Consider the following 15367-nt stretch of genomic DNA (forward strand, 5'->3'; position numbering starts at 1 on the left):
CGAGGAATCCGTGAACGACTCTTCCTGGGGGGCGCCGCAGACCGGGCCCGGGTACTGGGGGCCCGCTGATCAGGACCGGGCCCCGGCAGGTCCCGCGTACGGTCAGGGCCCCTCGTACGACCAGGGACGCGCTCCGGCGGGTCCCGCGTACGAACGGCACGCGGTTGAGGAGACTCGGCCCATGCCCATCGTGCCCGATATGCCCGACGTGCCCACCGGTGGCGGTGACAACCAGGACGACCGGGGGGCTGCTCGGCTGAGCGGTCCCCTGTTCCGCGACGAGGCCGCACCGCAGACCGAGCGGCCGGCGCCGCCGTCGTCGCAGACCCCGCAGGAGCCCATGACCGGCGCAGCACCGCAGCCCCAGCCCGAGCCGCAGCCCCAGCCTCGGCAGAAGAAGAGCGCGGGGCGGGATCTCGGCGCGGCCATAGGGGTCGGCGTCGGACTCGGTGCCGTGATCATCGCGTCGCTGTTCATCGTCAAGGCGGTGTTCGTCGGCGTGATAGCGGTCGCCGTCGTGGTGGGCCTGTGGGAGCTGACCTCGCGGCTCGACGAGCGCAAGGGCATCAAGGCGCCGCTCGTGCCGCTGGCCGTCGGCGGCGCGGCGATGGTCGTCGCCGGGTACGTCCGCGGGCCCGAGGGCGCGTGGGTGGCGATGGCGCTGACCGCGCTCGCCGTCCTGGTGTGGCGGATGACCGAGCCGCCCGAGGGCTATCTGAAGGACGTGACGGCCGGAGTCTTCGCCGCCTTCTACGTCCCCTTCCTCGCGACGTTCGTGGCGATGATGCTCACCGCGGACGACGGTGCCTGGCGGGTCCTGACCTTCCTGATCCTGACGGTGGTCAGCGACACCGGCGCGTACGCGATCGGCTGGCGCTTCGGCAAGCACAAGCTGGCGCCGCGCATCAGCCCCGGAAAGACCCGCGAGGGGCTCTTCGGCGCGGTGCTGTTCGCGATGGTGGCGGGCGTGCTGTGCATGCAGTTCCTGATCGACGACGGGACCTGGTGGCAGGGCCTGGTGATCGGCGCCTGCGTCGCGGCCAGCGCCACCCTGGGCGATCTCGGCGAGTCCATGATCAAGCGGGACCTCGGCATCAAGGACATGGGAACCCTGCTCCCGGGCCACGGCGGCATCATGGACCGCCTGGACTCCCTGCTGCCGACCGCTCCTGTGGTGTGGCTGCTGCTGGTGCTGTTCGTCGGATCGGCCTGAGCCGAGCGAACCGACTGAAGGGGCGGGCGCCTGCGGGGCGCCCGCCCCTTATTCCTGCGCGGGTACGGACTCGGTCGCTCTCAGATGACGGAGCCACACCACCCGCTGATTGATCAGCAGCAACACCCAGACCAGTACCTGGCCCGAAGCGATCACGATCTGCCCGGCCCGGGCACCGTCGACGATCCTTGACGCCAGAAGGGCCACGGACACGACGAGCATCGGCCAGTACAGCCAGGGGGCCCACCGCACGATGCGTACCGCACGAGGTGGGAGAACTCCGGTCGACGCTGCTCTGCTGCGGTCTGCCACTCCGCCTCCCTACCCCGGATCGACCGCGATGCGAGCTGATCCCGGGCCACCCCCGATTGTCTGCGACACTGGTACAGCCATGCCTAAGCCCGGAGAACTCACCTTTGTCGCCCCCCGCGGAGCCAAGAAGCCGCCGCGGCACCTTGCCGATATGACTCCTGCGGAGCGGAAGGAGGCTGTCGCCGCCGTCGGCGAGAAGCCGTTCCGTGCCAAGCAGCTGTCGACGCACTACTTCGCGCGGTACGCGCACGACCCCGAGCAGTGGACCGACATCCCCGCCGCGTCGCGCGAGAAGCTGCGCGAGGCGCTGCTGCCCGAGCTGATGTCCGTCGTGCGGCACCTCTCGACCGACCAGGACACCACGCGCAAGACCCTGTGGCGGCTGTTCGACGGGACGCTCGTCGAGTCGGTCCTCATGCGGTATCCGGACCGGGTGACGATGTGCATCTCGTCGCAGGCCGGGTGCGGGATGAACTGCCCGTTCTGCGCCACCGGGCAGGCCGGTCTCGACCGGAACCTGTCGACCGGTGAGATCGTGCACCAGATCGTGGACGGGATGCGGGCTCTCCGGGACGGGGAGATCCCCGGCGGTCCCGCCCGGCTGTCCAACATCGTGTTCATGGGGATGGGGGAGCCGCTCGCCAACTACAAGCGGGTCGTCCAGTCCATCCGTGCGCTCACCGACCCCGAGCCGGACGGCCTCGGGCTGAGCCAGCGCGGCATCACCGTGTCGACCGTGGGTCTCGTGCCCGCCATCCACCGGTTCGCCGACGAGGGCTTCAAGTGCCGGCTCGCCATCTCGCTGCACGCGCCGGACGACGAGCTGCGCGACACCCTCGTACCGGTCAACACCCGGTGGAAGGTGCGGGAGGTGCTCGACGCCGGATGGGAGTACGCCGCCAAGTCCGGGCGCCGGCTCTCCATCGAGTACGCGCTCATCCGGGACATCAACGACCAGGCGTGGCGCGGTGACCGGCTCGGCCGGCTGCTCCGGGGCAAGCCGGTGCACGTCAATCTCATTCCGCTGAACCCGACGCCCGGGTCGAAGTGGACGGCGTCGCGGCCCGAGGACGAGAAGGCGTTCGTCGAGGCGATCGCCGCTCACGGTGTGCCCGTGACCGTGCGCGACACCCGTGGTCAGGAGATCGACGGGGCGTGTGGTCAGCTCGCGGCGACCGAGCGGTAGCCTGGCAGCCGTACGACGTACGTACACTCGTACAGACATCTTCATATTCCGACAGGGGAGCGCCACAGCGCTGAGAGTGCGGTAGCCAGACACATGGTGGGCCGCAGACCCTCTGAACCTTGCCCAGGTCATTCTGGGTAGGAAGTTCGGTCACCACTCAAGCTGTTGCGCCCTGCCCTGAGGCCGTCGAGGCCCCGGGGCAGGGCCGCGTCTCTTCCTGGACACCCCCAGGAGGAAAACAAGTGAGCAAGAAGACACGCATGGCCGTGGCCGTGTCGGTGGGGCTCGGTCTGGTCACGCTGTCCGCGTGCGGGTCGTCCTCGGACGGCGCGGGCTCCGGCGGCGACTCCAAGACCGTCACGCTCGTCAGCCACGACTCGTGGGTCGTCTCCAAGAGCGTCCTCGCCGACTTCGAGAAGACGTCCGGGTACCAGGTCAAGGTCCTCAAGGACGGCGACGCCGGAGAGGCCGTCAACAAGGCCATCCTGTCCAAGGGCAACCCGCAGGGCGACGTCTTCTTCGGCGTCGACAACACCCTGCTCTCCCGCGCCCTCGACAACGGCGTCTTCGCCTCCTACAAGGCGAAGGGCCTCGACCAGGTGGAGAGCCGCTACCAGCTCGACGCCGGCAAGAACCGGGTCACGCCGATCGACACCGGCGACATCTGCGTCAACTACGACAAGAAGTACTTCGAGCGCCACCACATGACCCCGCCGGCGTCCTTCGCCGACCTGGCCGAGCCCGCGTACAAGGACCTCCTCGTCACCGAGAACGCGTCCACCTCCTCGCCCGGCCTCGGCTTCCTGCTCGGGACGGCCGCGAGCTACGGCGACGACGGCTGGCAGGCGTACTGGAAGAAGCTCAAGGCCAACGGCGTGAAGGTCGTCGACGGCTGGGAGCAGGCGTACAACGAGGAGTTCAGCGGGAGCGCCGGCGGCAAGAAGGCGGGCGGGGAGCGGCCGCTCGTCGTGTCGTACGCGTCGTCGCCGCCGGCCGAGGCGATCTACTCCGACCCGCAGCCGAAGACCTCGCCGGTCGGCGTGGCGAAGGGGACCTGCTTCCGGCAGATCGAGTTCGCCGGGCTGCTCGACGGCGCGAAGAACGAGAAGGGCGGGCAGGCGCTCGTCGACTTCCTGATCTCCAAGAAGTTCCAGGAGGACATGCCGCTCAACATGTTCGTCGACCCGGTGACGAAGAACGCCACCGCGCCCGCCGAGTACACCAAGTACGCGGTCCCGGTCGACGACCCCGAGACGATGGCGCCGGACAAGATCGCGGACCACCGCGACGACTGGGTCAAGTCGTGGACCTCGCTCGTACTGAAGTAGGCGCGAAGGCGCCCTCGGGGAGCGCGGCGCGGCTCGGCCTGATGGTCCTGCCCGTCGTGTTCTTCGGGGTCTTCTTCGCCTATCCCGTCGTCGCGATCGTCCAGCGCGGGCTGCACGTCGGCGGCGGCTGGCAGTTCGGGCGGATCACCGAGGTGCTCGGGCAGTCCGACATCCGGCACGTGCTGTGGTTCACCGTGTGGCAGGCGCTCGCGTCGACCGCGCTCACGCTGCTGGTCGCGCTGCCCGGCGCCTATGTCTTCGCGCGCCTGGACTTCCCCGGCAAGCAGGTGCTGCGGGCGGTCGTGACCGTGCCGTTCGTGCTGCCGACCGTGGTCGTCGGCACCGCCTTCCTCGCCCTCCTCGGACAGGGCGGGCTGCTCGACGAGCTGTGGGGGGTGCGGCTCGACACCACGGTGTGGGCGATCCTGCTCGCGCACGTCTTCTTCAACTACGCGGTCGTCGTACGGACCGTGGGCGGCCTGTGGGCGCAGCTCGACCCGCGCCAGGAGGAGGCCGCGCGGATGCTCGGCGCCTCGCGCCTCGCCGCCTGGCGGAAGGTGACGCTGCCCGCGCTCGGGCCCGCCGTCGCGGCCGCCGCGCTGATGGTGTTCCTGTTCACCTTCACCTCGTTCGGCGTCGTGCAGATCCTGGGCGGGCCCGGGTTCTCGACGCTGGAGGTCGAGATCTACCGGCAGACCGCGCAGATCTTCGACCTGCCGACCGCCGCCGTGCTCACCCTCGTGCAGTTCGCCGCCGTCGGGCTGATCCTCGCCGTGCACGCCTGGACCGTGCGGCGCAGGGAGAGCGCCCTGCGGCTCGTCGACGCCGCGCAGACCGCCCGGCGGCCGCGCGGCACCGGGCAGTGGGCTCTGCTGGGCGGGGTGCTGGCGAGCGTCGCGCTGCTGGTCCTGCTGCCGCTGGGCGTGCTGGTGCTGCGCTCGTTCGACACGGCGGACGGTTTCGGCTTCGGCTACTACCGGGCGCTGTCGTCGTCCGACAGCGGGACCTTCCTCGTACCGCCGATCGACGCCATCGGGAACTCGCTGGAGTACGCGGTCGCCGCCACCGCCATCGCGCTGCTGATCGGCGGCCTCGCCGCGGCTGCGCTGACCCGCAGGTCCGGGCGTCTCGTGCGCGGGTTCGACGCCCTGCTGATGCTGCCGCTGGGCGTGTCGGCGGTGACCGTCGGGTTCGGGTTCCTCATCACCCTCGACAAGCCGCCGCTGGACCTGCGGGCCTCCTGGATCCTGGTGCCGCTGGCCCAGGCCCTCGTGGGCGTGCCCTTCGTCGTACGGACCATGCTGCCGGTGCTGCGCGCCGTCGACGGGCGGCTGCGGGAGGCCGCCGCCGTGCTCGGGGCCTCACCGCTGCGGGCCTGGCGGGAGGTCGACCTGCCGATGGTGCGGCGGGCGCTGCTGGTCGCCGCGGGCTTCGCCTTCGCCGTCTCGCTCGGCGAGTTCGGGGCGACCGTGTTCATCGCCCGGCCGGACAACCCGACCCTGCCCGTCGCCGTGGCCCGCCTCCTCGGACGGGCCGGGGACCTCAACTACGGCCAGGCGATGGCCCTCTCGACGATCCTGATGCTCGTCTGCGCCGTCTGCCTGCTGCTGCTCGAACGCATCCGGCCTGCCAAGGCCACGACCGGGGAGTTCTGATGCCGCCTCTGCTGGAATCGTCGCCTCTGCTGGAACCGTCGCCTCTGCTGGAACTGGACGACGCCACCGTGCGGTTCGGCGGGCGCGCCGTGCTCGACGCGGTCGGCCTGGAGGTCGCCGAGCACGAGATCGTGAGCGTGCTCGGGCCGAGCGGCAGCGGCAAGTCGACGCTGCTGCGCGCCGTCGCGGGGCTTCAGGACCTCGACGCCGGGCGGGTGCTGCTCGGCGGGCGAGACCAGCGCGGGGTGCCCGCGCACAAGCGGGGCGTGGGTCTGATGTTCCAGGACCACCAGCTGTTCCCGCAGCGCGACGTCGGCGGCAATGTCGCCTTCGGGCTGCGCATGCACGGCGCGGCGAAGGACGAACAGGCCGATCGGGTCAGGGAATTGCTCGCCCTCGTCGGGCTGCCCGGCGCCGAGCGGCGGGCCGTCGCCGCGCTCTCCGGGGGTGAGCAGCAGCGCGTCGCCCTGGCCAGGGCGCTGGCGCCGCGGCCCCGGCTGCTGATGCTGGACGAACCGCTCGGGCAGCTCGACCGGTCGCTGCGGGAGCGGCTTGTGGTCGAACTCCGGGAGCTGTTCGGCGAGCTGGGGACCACCGTCCTCGCCGTCACCCACGACCAGGGGGAGGCGTTCGCGCTGGCCGACCGGGTCGTGGTGATGCGGGACGGGCGGATCGCCCAGTCCGGTACGCCCCTCGAGGTGTGGCAGCGGCCCGCCGACGAGTTCGTGGCGCGCTTCCTCGGCTTCGACAACGTCGGGGAGGCGACCGTCTCCGGCGAGGTCGCCGACACGCCCTGGGGCAAGATGCCGGTGCCCGCCGGCACGGCGCAGGGCGCCGGGCACCTCCTCGTACGGCCGGCCGGAGTGCTTCTGGTGCCCGCCGACGAGGCGCAGGTGACGTGCACCGTCGCCGCCCGCACCTTCCGGGGTACGCATGTCGCGCTGCACCTGCACCCCGTGGACGCTTCCGCGCCCCGGCTCGAGGCGGCGTGCGCGCTGCGGGACGCGCCCGAGGTCGGGGACGAGGTGGGCGTCGCCTTCGACGCGCGGGAGATCGTGGCGCTGGGCGGTTGACCGCCCCGCGCACACAAGGGCCGTACGCATACAAGGGCCGTACGCACGGAAGCCGCACACGCAAAAGCGGCCGCACGGGGCGCCGGCGATGGTGCTTGCCGGTGCCGCGTACGGCCGCGAGAGCTGGATCAGGCCTTCGCGCCACGCTTGCGCAGGGCGAACACCACACCGCCGCCGGCGACGACGAGCGCCGCCGCGATGCCCGCGAACAGGCCGGTGTTGGAGTCGGCTCCGGTCTCCGCCAGGTTCGAGTCACCCGCCGGGGAGGCCGAGTTGGCGGGGGCCGGGGCCGCCGCCGTGGTGGACGCCGGAGCGCTCGGCTTGGCCGACTCCGACGCGGGCGGGGTGCTGCTCGGCGCCGGCGTGGTCGGCGTCTTGCTCGGGGCCGGCGTCTCGGGGGCGCACGACTCGTCGGGCGTGGTGACGCCGCCCTTGATGTCCTCGTCGACGTTGTACTTGTCCGTCTTGACGTGGATGCGGTAGGTCGCCTTCGGCGCCCAGTTCTCTTCGAACGTGATGGTGGCGCCCTCACGGGTGCCCTTCACGACCTGCGAACCGATCTCCTTCTCCGAGCCGTTCGACTGGAGGAAGACGGTGACGGTCGCCGGGGTGCCCGAGCTGTCCTTGTCGGTGACGGTGATGACACCCTTGTCGCCGGTGCAGCTCGCCGCAGCGGTGAACTCGGAGATGTTGCACGCCGAAGCGGTGCCCGCGGCACCGACGGCCAGCACGGTCGCGGCGCAGGCGACACCGGCGATACGTCCGGCACGGCCGGATATACGGGAGGAAAGGGAGGGGGGTACGGACACTGTTGTCCTTCACGGGATCTTGTGGAGATGAGGGGGTGCTGTGCGACTGCACTCGGCTCTCGTCACGGGACCCCCACGGTCACCTCACGTTTACAAGTGCACGTGACGCAACGTCAATGCACAAACTGGGCACAGCAGTCAGTCTTGACCTGCCCTTGACCCGGCGATCCGTTTCAATGCCTCGCCGGCTTCCTCCACCGTGTCGACGAGCGCGATCCGTGACTCCATGGAGCGGCCCCGCGCGAGCGCCTTGAGCAGCGGCCACGCGGGCAGTTCCTCCGTCCAGTGCGCGCGGTCGACCAGGACCATCGGCGTGGGCTCGCCCCGCGATTCGTAGTAGTTCGGGGTGACGTTGTCGAAGATCTCCTGGACGGTGCCGGCCGCGCCCGGAAGGAAGATCACCCCGGCGTTGGAGCGGGCGAGGAGCCCGTCCTCCCGGGTGGCGTTGGCGAAATACTTGGCGAGGTGGGAGGCGAACGGGTTGGGCGGCTCGTGGCCGTAGAACCAGGTGGGGATGCCGACCGAGGAGCCGCCGTCCGGCCAGCGGGTGCGGACCTCGAAGGCCGCCCTGGCCCACTCCGTGACCGACGGGGTGAACGATGGTGATTTCGCTACGAGTTGGAGCGCATCGGTGAGCATCGCGTCGTCGAACGGGGCCGCGTAGGCGCCCAGGTTCGCCGCCTCCATCGCGCCCGGGCCGCCCCCGGTCGCCACGGTGAGCCCGGCGCGGGCGAGCGTCCGGCCGAGCCGGGCGGCGCCCTCGTACGCCTCCGTGCCGCGTGCCATCGCGTGCCCGCCCATGACGCCCACCACCCGGTCCCCGGTGAGGAGTTCGTCGAGCGCGTCGGAGACCGAGTCGTCGTGGACGGCGCGCAGCATCGAGGCGAAGACGTCGCCGTCGGCCTTGGTGCGCTGGAACCAGCCGTAGGCGCGGGCGTCGGGAGTCGCCTCGTACCCGCCGTCCGAGTCCAGCCCCTCGAAGAGCTCGCCGGGCGCGTACACATGGCCGCGGTACGGGTCGAAGGGCAGGCCGGGAACGGGCGGGAAGACGAGGGCGCCGCGCGCTCTGACGCGCGCGGCGGCCTCCGGCTCCATGGGACAGCCGAGGAATATGGCGCCCTGGACGTCGGCGTCGAGCAGGGCGGACGTGCGGGCCGTCAGATCGACGGCCTGGACGCGGTGGCCGGTGAGGCCGCCGCCGTCCCCGACGACCCGGTCGAACTCGGCGAGCGTCTCGATCTCGTGGTCGGACGAGGTGCTGGGCGGGGCGGGATCCGTGGGTGTCGGCATCCGCACAGCTTAAGCACCGCCGTCCGCCGGGCAGTTGGTCAGCCCTCGATCGCCGACGGGTCCATCCACGCGATCTCGAAGGTGTGGCCGTCGAGGTCGTCGAAGGCGCGGCCGTACATGAACCCGTGGTCCTGCGGCTCGCCGGTCTCGGTGCCGCCCGCGGCGATCGCCTTCTCGACCAGCTCGTCGACCTTCTCGCGGCTCTCCGCGCTCAGGCACAGCAGCACCTCGCTGCTGGTGGTCGAGTCGATGATGGACTTCTTGGTGAAGCCCGCGTACTTCTCCTTGGTCATCGGCATGAGGATGATGGTGTCGCTGACGACCACGGCGGAGGCGGTCTCGTCGGTGAACTGCTGGTTGATGGTGAAGCCCAGCTCCGTGAAGAACTTCTTGGCGGCGTCCAGGTCGCTCACGGCCAGGTTCACGAAGATCATCTGCTGGTACATGGGGTGTCCGTCGCCTTCTGAGTCGGTCGGTGTCCTGCCCTGTGCAGAGTTAGACGGGTCCTCGGGGCGAAACTCATCGCGGGATCAGCGGAATCGCCGAAAGTTCCGCGACGGCCCAGGTCAGCGGAGCGAAGAGGGCGAACAGCGCGCCCACCCGCAGGGCCGCGGCAGCGCGCAGCATCGTCGCCGGGGCGCCCAGACGCAGCAGCGCCGCCGTCGTGTCGCTGCGGGCCTGCCGCGCCTCGACGGCCGCCGTGATCAGTGTGGCCACGACGCAGCCGACGACCAGGACCGAGCCGAGCGTGGACAGCGGGCCGAGCTCGGGGCCCGCGTCCGCGTACAGGGCGACCGCCGCGTACGTGCCGGAGGCGACGGCGCACAGGACGCCGAGCGGCACCCCGATGCGTCGCGCCTCCTCCTGGAGCACGCGCCCGGCGAGCAGCCGCACCGCGCCGGGCCGCACCGCCTGGAGGGCGCGCCCGCAGTGGTAGGTGAGGGCCGGCCCGGCGAGGGCGAGGCCGAGAGCGGTCAGCGCCCAGCCGGCCAGCACCCCGGAGGAGGAGCCGTCGAGGCCGCCCGGCATGGGGAGGCCGCGGTCGCCCCGGGCGTGCGAGGCGTAGGTCTCCACGGCGAGTCCCGCGGCGAGCAGCGCGATGCCCCAGGGCAGCCCGGTGGGCGCGGGGGACGGTCCGGGCAGGTCCTCCTCGGCCTCGCCGGGCTTCTTGGCCCGCGGGCGCAGCACCACGGCGGAGGCCGCCGACGCGGCGACCGGCACGAAGGTGAGCAGGGTGAGCGCGGCGGCCAGCGGCAGCGGCTTCCGCGCGGCGAGCAGGTCGCGGGCGGCGCCGTCGAACGGCAGCCCCGACAGATCGCCCCGCAGGTGCAGGAAGAACAGCAGTGCCAGCATCGAGCCCAGCGTGCAGGCGATCGCGGTGGAGATCGCCGAGAGCAGGGTGAGCCGGGCCGGGCCGAGGCCGACCGCCGACAGGCCCGTGCGGGGCTTCGTGCCGGGGTCGGAGCGGGCCACGGCGACCGCGAAGTACACGGTGGCGGCGAGCGGGATCGCGCACCAGGCGAGGCGCAGCAGGGAGCCGCCGGAGGCGTCGGGGTGGCCCATCGCGTGGCCGAGCGTGCACAGCAGCAGGAAGCCGGTGCCGCCCGACGCGGCGGCCACCAGCAGTCTGCGCAGCTGGACCAGGGGATGGGCGCCGCGGGCTAGACGGAGACTGAGCACGCGGCCCGGCCCTCCGTGCTCGTGGGGTTCTTCGGGTCCTTGGGGTCCGCGGGCCCGGCCGGCAGGTGCACGGTGGTGACCCGGCGCCCGTCGAGCAGCGACACGGTGCGGTCGGCGAGCGCGCTGACCTCGCTGTCGTGGGTGGCCAGGACGACGGTGACGGCGTGCGAGCGGGCCGCCGCCGTCAGCGTGCGCAGGACGTGCGCGCGGTCGGCGCGGTGCAGGGTCGCCGTCGGCTCGTCGGCGAAGACCACGTCGGGCTGGTGCACCAGGGCGCGGGCGATGGCGACGCGCTGCCGCTCGGCCATGGTCAGGGTGTGCGGGCGCTTGCGTGCGAACTGGCCGACGTCGAGCCGGTCCAGCCACTCGTGGGCGGCGGTCTTGGCGGGCCGGCGCCCGACGCCGCGCAGCATCAGCGGCAGGGCGGTGTTCTCCCACACGTTCAGCTCGGGGACGAGGACCGGCTCCGGGTCGATCCAGCCGAACCGGTCCCGCCGCAGGCGTTCCCGTACGAGCGCTCCCATGGTGTGCACGGGGGCGCTGTTGAACCACACCTCCCCGCCGCTGTCGGGCAGCAACTGGCCCGACAGGCACTGCAGGAGCGTCGTCTTGCCGGCGCCGCGCGGGCCGGTGACGGCAAGGATCTCGCCCTCGCGGACACCGAGGGAGACCCCGGTGAGCGCGGGCGAGCCGCTGTGGGAGAAGTGCAGGGCGCGGGCCCAGAGCACGTCGTTGTCCGGTGGGGCCACCATGGCGTACACCTCGGTTCAGATCAGTTGTGCCTTCCCCCGTACGAGGGAACGAAGGCGGGGCCGATCGGTCACGAGGCACGCTAGGTATCCCGAAGGGACACCGGTGAAACAAACGCGGCCCGGCCGCTCCCATCCCACTCGGATGGGCGCAACCGGGCCGGTCGTGGCCGGGTGGCTCAGATCTTCGTCCAGGCCTCCGTGAGGACCTGGCGGATGATCCCCTCGATCTCGTCGAACGTGGACTGGTCCGAGATCAGCGGCGGCGAGAGCTGGATGACCGGGTCGCCACGGTCGTCCGCGCGGCAGTACAGGCCGTACTCGAAGAGCTTCTTCGACACGTAGCCGTAGAGGATCCGCTCCGACTCCTCGTCCGTGAAGGACTCCTTGGTGGCCTTGTCCTTGACGAGCTCGATGCCGTAGAAGAAGCCGTTGCCGCGGACGTCGCCGACGATCGGCAGATCGTTGAGCTTCTGCAGCGTGTTGAGGAAGTTCGCCTCGTTGTCGAGCACGTGCTGGTTCAGGCCCTCGCGCTCGAAGATGTCGAGGTTGGCGAGGCCGACGGCCGCGGAGACCGGGTGGCCGCCGAAGGTGTAGCCGTGCAGGAACGTGTTGTCGCCCTTGTAGAACGGCTCGGCGATCCGGTCGGAGACGATGGCCGCGCCGATCGGGGAGTAGCCGGACGTCATGCCCTTGGCGCAGGTGATGATGTCGGGCACGTAGCCGAACTTGTCACAGGCGAACATCGTGCCGAGACGGCCGAAGGCGCAGATGACCTCGTCCGAGACGAGCAGCACGCCGTACTGGTCGCAGATCTCGCGCACGCGCTGGAAGTAGCCGGGCGGCGGCGGGAAGCAGCCGCCGGCGTTCTGCACCGGCTCCAGGAAGACGGCCGCGACCGTCTCCGGGCCCTCGAACAGGATCTCCTGCTCGATCTGGTCGGCGGCCCAGCGCCCGAAGGCCTCCGGGTCGTCGCCGTGGATCGGGGCACGGTAGATGTTCGTGTTCGGCACCTTGTGCGCGCCCGGGACGAGCGGCTCGAAGGGGGCCTTGAGGGCCGGCAGGCCGGTGATGGACAGGGCGCCCTGCGGGGTGCCGTGGTAGGCGACCGCGCGCGAGATGACCTTGTACTTCGTGTGGTTGCCGGTGAGCTTGTGGTACTGCTTCGCCAGCTTCCACGCGGTCTCGACGGCCTCGCCGCCACCGGTGGTGAAGAAGACCTTGTTGAGGTCGCCCGGAGCGTAGTGGGCCAGGCGCTCGGCCAGCTCCACCGCCTTGGGGTGGGCGTACGACCAGATCGGGAAGAAGGCCAGCTCGGCGGCCTGCTTGGCGGCCACCTCGGCGAGCTCGCGGCGGCCGTGGCCGGCCTGGACCACGAACAGGCCGGCGAGGCCGTCGAGGTACTTCTTGCCCTTGTCGTCGTAGATGTAGGTGCCCTCGCCACGCACGATGGTGGGAACGGGCGCGTTCTCGTACGACGACATGCGGGTGAAGTGCATCCACAGGTGGTCGTACGCGCTCTGGCTGAGGTCCTTGGTGCTCACGGCTATCGGGTTCCCCACATATAGGTCTGCTTCTTGAGCTTGAGGTAGACGAAGCTCTCGGTGGAGCGCACGCCGGGCAGGGCCCGGATGCGTTTGTTGATGACGTCCAGAAGGTGGTCGTCGTCCTCGCAGACGACCTCCACCATCAGGTCGAACGAGCCCGCGGTCATCACGACGTACTCGCACTCCGGCATGCCCGTCAGCGCATCCGCCACGGGGTCCAGGTCGCCCTCGACGTTGATCCCGACCATCGCCTGCCGCCGGAAGCCCACGGTGAGCGGGTCGGTGACGGCGACGATCTGCATCACGCCCTGGTCGAGCAGCTTCTGCACGCGCTGGCGCACCGCTGCCTCGGACAGGCCCACGGCCTTGCCGATGGCGGCGTACGGACGCCTGCCGTCCTCCTGAAGCTGTTCGATGATGGCGAGGGAGACGGTGTCCAGCGACGGAGCGCCGCTGCCGTTCTTCGAACTGGATCCCTTGGGGTCTGCGCTGCGACTGGCCACGACTTCACTGTGCATGAGGAGTCGTCGGTTTCGCAACCCTGGATCGATGAAATTCGTTGTTTACGTCTTCAATACTCACGGATTTCGTAGGTCCGGGGTGGCGGGGGGTGTCGAAAACGTCGGTGAACGGATTAGGGTGGGTGTCTCAAGCCTTGGACAGCTACTCAGGAGGGCCGGCAGTGAGCACCAGTGAGCTGCGTCGTCTGCGGAACTACATCGACGGTGAGTTCCGGGACGCCGCCGACGGACGGACCACCGAGGTGGTCAACCCGGCGACGGGCGAGGCGTACGCGACCGCGCCGCTGTCCGGGCAGGACGACATCGACGCCGCCATGGCCGCCGCCGAGGCCGCCTTCCCGGCCTGGCGCGACCTGACCCCGGGCGAGCGCCAGCGCTATCTCCTCAAGATCGCCGACGCGTTCGAGGAGCGGGCCGAGGACCTCATCGCGGCCGAGGTCGAGAACACGGGCAAGCCGATCGGGCTCACCCGGTCCGAAGAGATCCCGCCCATGGTCGACCAGATCCGCTTCTTCGCGGGCGCCGCGCGCATGCTGGAGGGCCGCTCCGCGGGCGAGTACATGGAGGGCCTCACCTCCATCATCCGCCGTGAGCCGATCGGCGTCTGCGCCCAGGTCGCGCCGTGGAACTACCCGATGATGATGGCCGTGTGGAAGTTCGCCCCGGCCCTCGCCGCGGGCAACACGGTCGTGCTGAAGCCGTCGGACACCACCCCGGCCTCGACGGTCCTGTTCGCCGAGATCATCGGCTCGATCGTCCCCAAGGGCGTGTTCAACGTCGTGTGCGGCGACCGCGACACGGGCCGCCTCATGGTCGAGCACCCGACCCCGGCCATGGCCTCCATCACCGGCTCCGTGCGCGCCGGCATGGCCGTCGCCGAGTCCGCCTCCAAGGACCTCAAGCGGGTCCACCTGGAGCTGGGCGGCAAGGCCCCCGTCGTCGTCTTCGAGGACGCCGACATCGCCAAGGCCGCCGAGGGCATCGCCGAGGCCGGGTACTTCAACGCGGGGCAGGACTGCACCGCCGCCACCCGCGTGCTCGTCCACGCGTCGGTCCACGACGAGTTCGTCACCGCGCTCGCCAAGATCGCCGCCGAGACCAAGACCGGTCAGCCGGACGACGAGGACGTGCTCTACGGCCCGCTGAACAACCCGAACCAGCTGAAGCAGGTCTCCGGCTTCATCGAGCGGCTGCCCGCCCACGCCAAGGTCGAGGCCGGTGGCCACCGCGTCGGCGACAAGGGCTACTTCTACGCCGCGACCGTCGTCTCGGGCCTCAAGCAGGACGACGAGATCATCCAGAACGAGGTCTTCGGCCCGGTCATCACCGTCCAGTCCTTCACGGACGAGGAGCAGGCCGTCTCGTACGCGAACGGCGTGGACTACGCGCTGGCGTCCTCGGTGTGGACCAAGGACCACGGCCGCGCCATGCGGATGTCCAAGGTCCTCGACTTCGGCTGCGTGTGGATCAACACCCACATCCCGCTGGTCGCCGAGATGCCGCACGGCGGCTTCAAGAAGTCCGGCTACGGCAAGGACCTCTCCGGCTACGGCTTCGAGGACTACACCCGTATCAAGCACGTGATGACGTCCCTCGACGCGTGAGACCTCTGACGTACGAGGAAGTCGGCGCGACCCTGACGGCAGGCGAACTGCCGTCGGGTTACGCCCACTTGGACCGCCGCGTCCGCCTCGGCTCGGGCAGTGACTGCTTCGAGTGGGCGGGCGCGGCGGTTCTGTCGTGGGCGGCGCACCGGGGCGCCGGATTCACCGTGACACCGGACGGACCGGCCCGGGAGGGCACCGACGTCGTCGTCGCGGCGCCGCTCCTGAGGATTCCCTGCCGCGTGGTGCGGGTCGTGCGCTCGGCGGACCGGATCGGGTTCGCGTACGGGACGCTGCCCGGGCATCTGGAGTGCGGCGAGGAGGCGTTCGTCGTCGACGCGACCTTCGACCTGTCGAAGACCGGGAAGATCTGCCTGCCGGTGCAGAGCGCGGACGGCAA

The 15367-nt window shown here is 70.8% G+C and carries 15 protein-coding genes and 1 riboswitch; of the genes, 7 read left to right on the forward strand and 8 right to left on the reverse strand.

Going from position 1 to position 15367, the window contains the following annotated elements; genetic code table 11:
- Positions 1-10: 10 nt before the first annotated feature.
- Positions 11-1213, forward strand: coding sequence for a phosphatidate cytidylyltransferase (locus ABZ930_RS19260; protein ID WP_361549179.1), 1203 nt, complete (start codon positions 11-13; stop codon positions 1211-1213).
- Between the two features lie 48 nt (positions 1214-1261).
- Here the strand turns inward: ABZ930_RS19260 and ABZ930_RS19265 are convergent, their stop codons facing one another.
- Positions 1262-1465, reverse strand: a complete 204-nt coding sequence (locus ABZ930_RS19265; protein WP_361549181.1) for a hypothetical protein — start codon at positions 1463-1465, stop codon at positions 1262-1264.
- 139 nt (positions 1466-1604) lie between these two features.
- Between ABZ930_RS19265 and rlmN the strand changes: the two genes are divergently transcribed.
- From rlmN to ABZ930_RS19285, 4 genes are all read left to right on the forward strand, one after another.
- Positions 1605-2711: a 23S rRNA (adenine(2503)-C(2))-methyltransferase RlmN gene (gene rlmN / locus ABZ930_RS19270; RefSeq protein WP_361549183.1), complete on the forward strand. Its 1107-nt coding sequence runs from the start codon at positions 1605-1607 to the stop codon at positions 2709-2711.
- A 43-nt stretch (positions 2712-2754) separates the two neighbouring features.
- Positions 2755-2873: riboswitch (TPP riboswitch) on the forward strand.
- A 98-nt stretch (positions 2874-2971) separates the two neighbouring features.
- A complete protein-coding gene (locus ABZ930_RS19275; protein ID WP_361549211.1) occupies positions 2972-4039 on the forward strand; it encodes a thiamine ABC transporter substrate-binding protein in 1068 nt (355 codons plus the stop codon).
- A gap of 41 nt (positions 4040-4080) precedes the next feature.
- Entirely contained in the window at positions 4081-5694 is a 1614-nt protein-coding gene (locus tag ABZ930_RS19280) for an iron ABC transporter permease (protein ID WP_361549213.1), read from the forward strand.
- Complete coding sequence (locus tag ABZ930_RS19285; RefSeq protein WP_361549185.1) at positions 5694-6767, forward strand: ABC transporter ATP-binding protein; 1074 nt, start codon at positions 5694-5696, stop codon at positions 6765-6767. Before ABZ930_RS19280 ends, ABZ930_RS19285 begins: the two co-directional genes overlap by 1 nt.
- A gap of 128 nt (positions 6768-6895) precedes the next feature.
- Here ABZ930_RS19285 and ABZ930_RS19290 read toward each other — a convergent pair whose 3' ends face one another.
- The 7 genes from ABZ930_RS19290 to ABZ930_RS19320 form a co-directional block, all read right to left on the reverse strand.
- The gene (locus ABZ930_RS19290) at positions 6896-7576 is read right to left on the reverse strand and encodes an LAETG motif-containing sortase-dependent surface protein (RefSeq protein WP_361549186.1); all 681 of its coding nucleotides are present in this window, start codon (positions 7574-7576) and stop codon (positions 6896-6898) included.
- Positions 7577-7714: 138 nt separating this feature from the next.
- A complete protein-coding gene (locus tag ABZ930_RS19295) occupies positions 7715-8866 on the reverse strand; it encodes an LOG family protein (RefSeq protein ID WP_361549188.1) in 1152 nt (383 codons plus the stop codon).
- A gap of 38 nt (positions 8867-8904) precedes the next feature.
- The gene (locus tag ABZ930_RS19300; RefSeq protein WP_361549190.1) at positions 8905-9312 is read right to left on the reverse strand and encodes a VOC family protein; all 408 of its coding nucleotides are present in this window, start codon (positions 9310-9312) and stop codon (positions 8905-8907) included.
- 73 nt (positions 9313-9385) lie between these two features.
- Positions 9386-10546 carry a hypothetical protein gene (locus tag ABZ930_RS19305; protein WP_361549192.1) on the reverse strand — a complete coding sequence of 387 codons (1161 nt, stop codon included), beginning with the start codon at positions 10544-10546 and terminating at the stop codon, positions 9386-9388.
- The gene (locus ABZ930_RS19310; RefSeq protein ID WP_361549194.1) at positions 10528-11298 is read right to left on the reverse strand and encodes an ATP-binding cassette domain-containing protein; all 771 of its coding nucleotides are present in this window, start codon (positions 11296-11298) and stop codon (positions 10528-10530) included. The genes ABZ930_RS19305 and ABZ930_RS19310 overlap by 19 nt, the downstream gene beginning before the upstream one ends.
- Before the next feature lie 176 nt (positions 11299-11474).
- Complete coding sequence (locus ABZ930_RS19315) at positions 11475-12857, reverse strand: aspartate aminotransferase family protein (protein ID WP_361549196.1); 1383 nt, start codon at positions 12855-12857, stop codon at positions 11475-11477.
- Positions 12842-13360 (reverse strand): Lrp/AsnC family transcriptional regulator, encoded by a 519-nt coding sequence (locus ABZ930_RS19320; RefSeq protein ID WP_361549197.1) that lies wholly within the window; start codon positions 13358-13360, stop codon positions 12842-12844. Before ABZ930_RS19320 ends, ABZ930_RS19315 begins: the two co-directional genes overlap by 16 nt.
- Before the next feature lie 164 nt (positions 13361-13524).
- On the opposite strand from ABZ930_RS19320, the gene ABZ930_RS19325 reads away from it, so the two are divergent.
- The gene (locus tag ABZ930_RS19325; RefSeq protein ID WP_361549198.1) at positions 13525-14967 is read left to right on the forward strand and encodes a gamma-aminobutyraldehyde dehydrogenase; all 1443 of its coding nucleotides are present in this window, start codon (positions 13525-13527) and stop codon (positions 14965-14967) included.
- Positions 14964-15367, forward strand: a 404-nt coding sequence (locus ABZ930_RS19330; protein ID WP_361549199.1) for a DUF1990 domain-containing protein, incomplete at its 3' end; no start/stop codon positions are given. The genes ABZ930_RS19325 and ABZ930_RS19330, both read left to right, overlap by 4 nt.

Origin of the sequence: Streptomyces sp. NPDC046716 (assembly GCF_040645755.1) — a bacterium.
Lineage (GTDB): Bacteria > Actinomycetota > Actinomycetes > Streptomycetales > Streptomycetaceae > Streptomyces.

Bases quoted from the DNA above. Each gene is read 5' to 3' on its own strand.
- rlmN (WP_361549183.1), top strand. From the start codon at position 1,605: ATGCCTAAGCCCGGAGAACTCACCTTTGTCGCCCCCCGCGGAGCCAAG.
- ABZ930_RS19275 (WP_361549211.1), top strand. From the start codon at position 2,972: ATGGCCGTGGCCGTGTCGGTGGGGCTCGGTCTGGTCACGCTGTCCGCG.
- ABZ930_RS19280 (WP_361549213.1), top strand. From the start codon at position 4,081: ATGGTCCTGCCCGTCGTGTTCTTCGGGGTCTTCTTCGCCTATCCCGTC.
- ABZ930_RS19285 (WP_361549185.1), top strand. From the start codon at position 5,694: ATGCCGCCTCTGCTGGAATCGTCGCCTCTGCTGGAACCGTCGCCTCTG.
- ABZ930_RS19295 (WP_361549188.1), bottom strand. From the start codon at position 8,866: ATGCCGACACCCACGGATCCCGCCCCGCCCAGCACCTCGTCCGACCAC.
- ABZ930_RS19300 (WP_361549190.1), bottom strand. From the start codon at position 9,312: ATGTACCAGCAGATGATCTTCGTGAACCTGGCCGTGAGCGACCTGGAC.
- ABZ930_RS19310 (WP_361549194.1), bottom strand. From the start codon at position 11,298: ATGGTGGCCCCACCGGACAACGACGTGCTCTGGGCCCGCGCCCTGCAC.
- ABZ930_RS19320 (WP_361549197.1), bottom strand. From the start codon at position 13,360: ATGCACAGTGAAGTCGTGGCCAGTCGCAGCGCAGACCCCAAGGGATCC.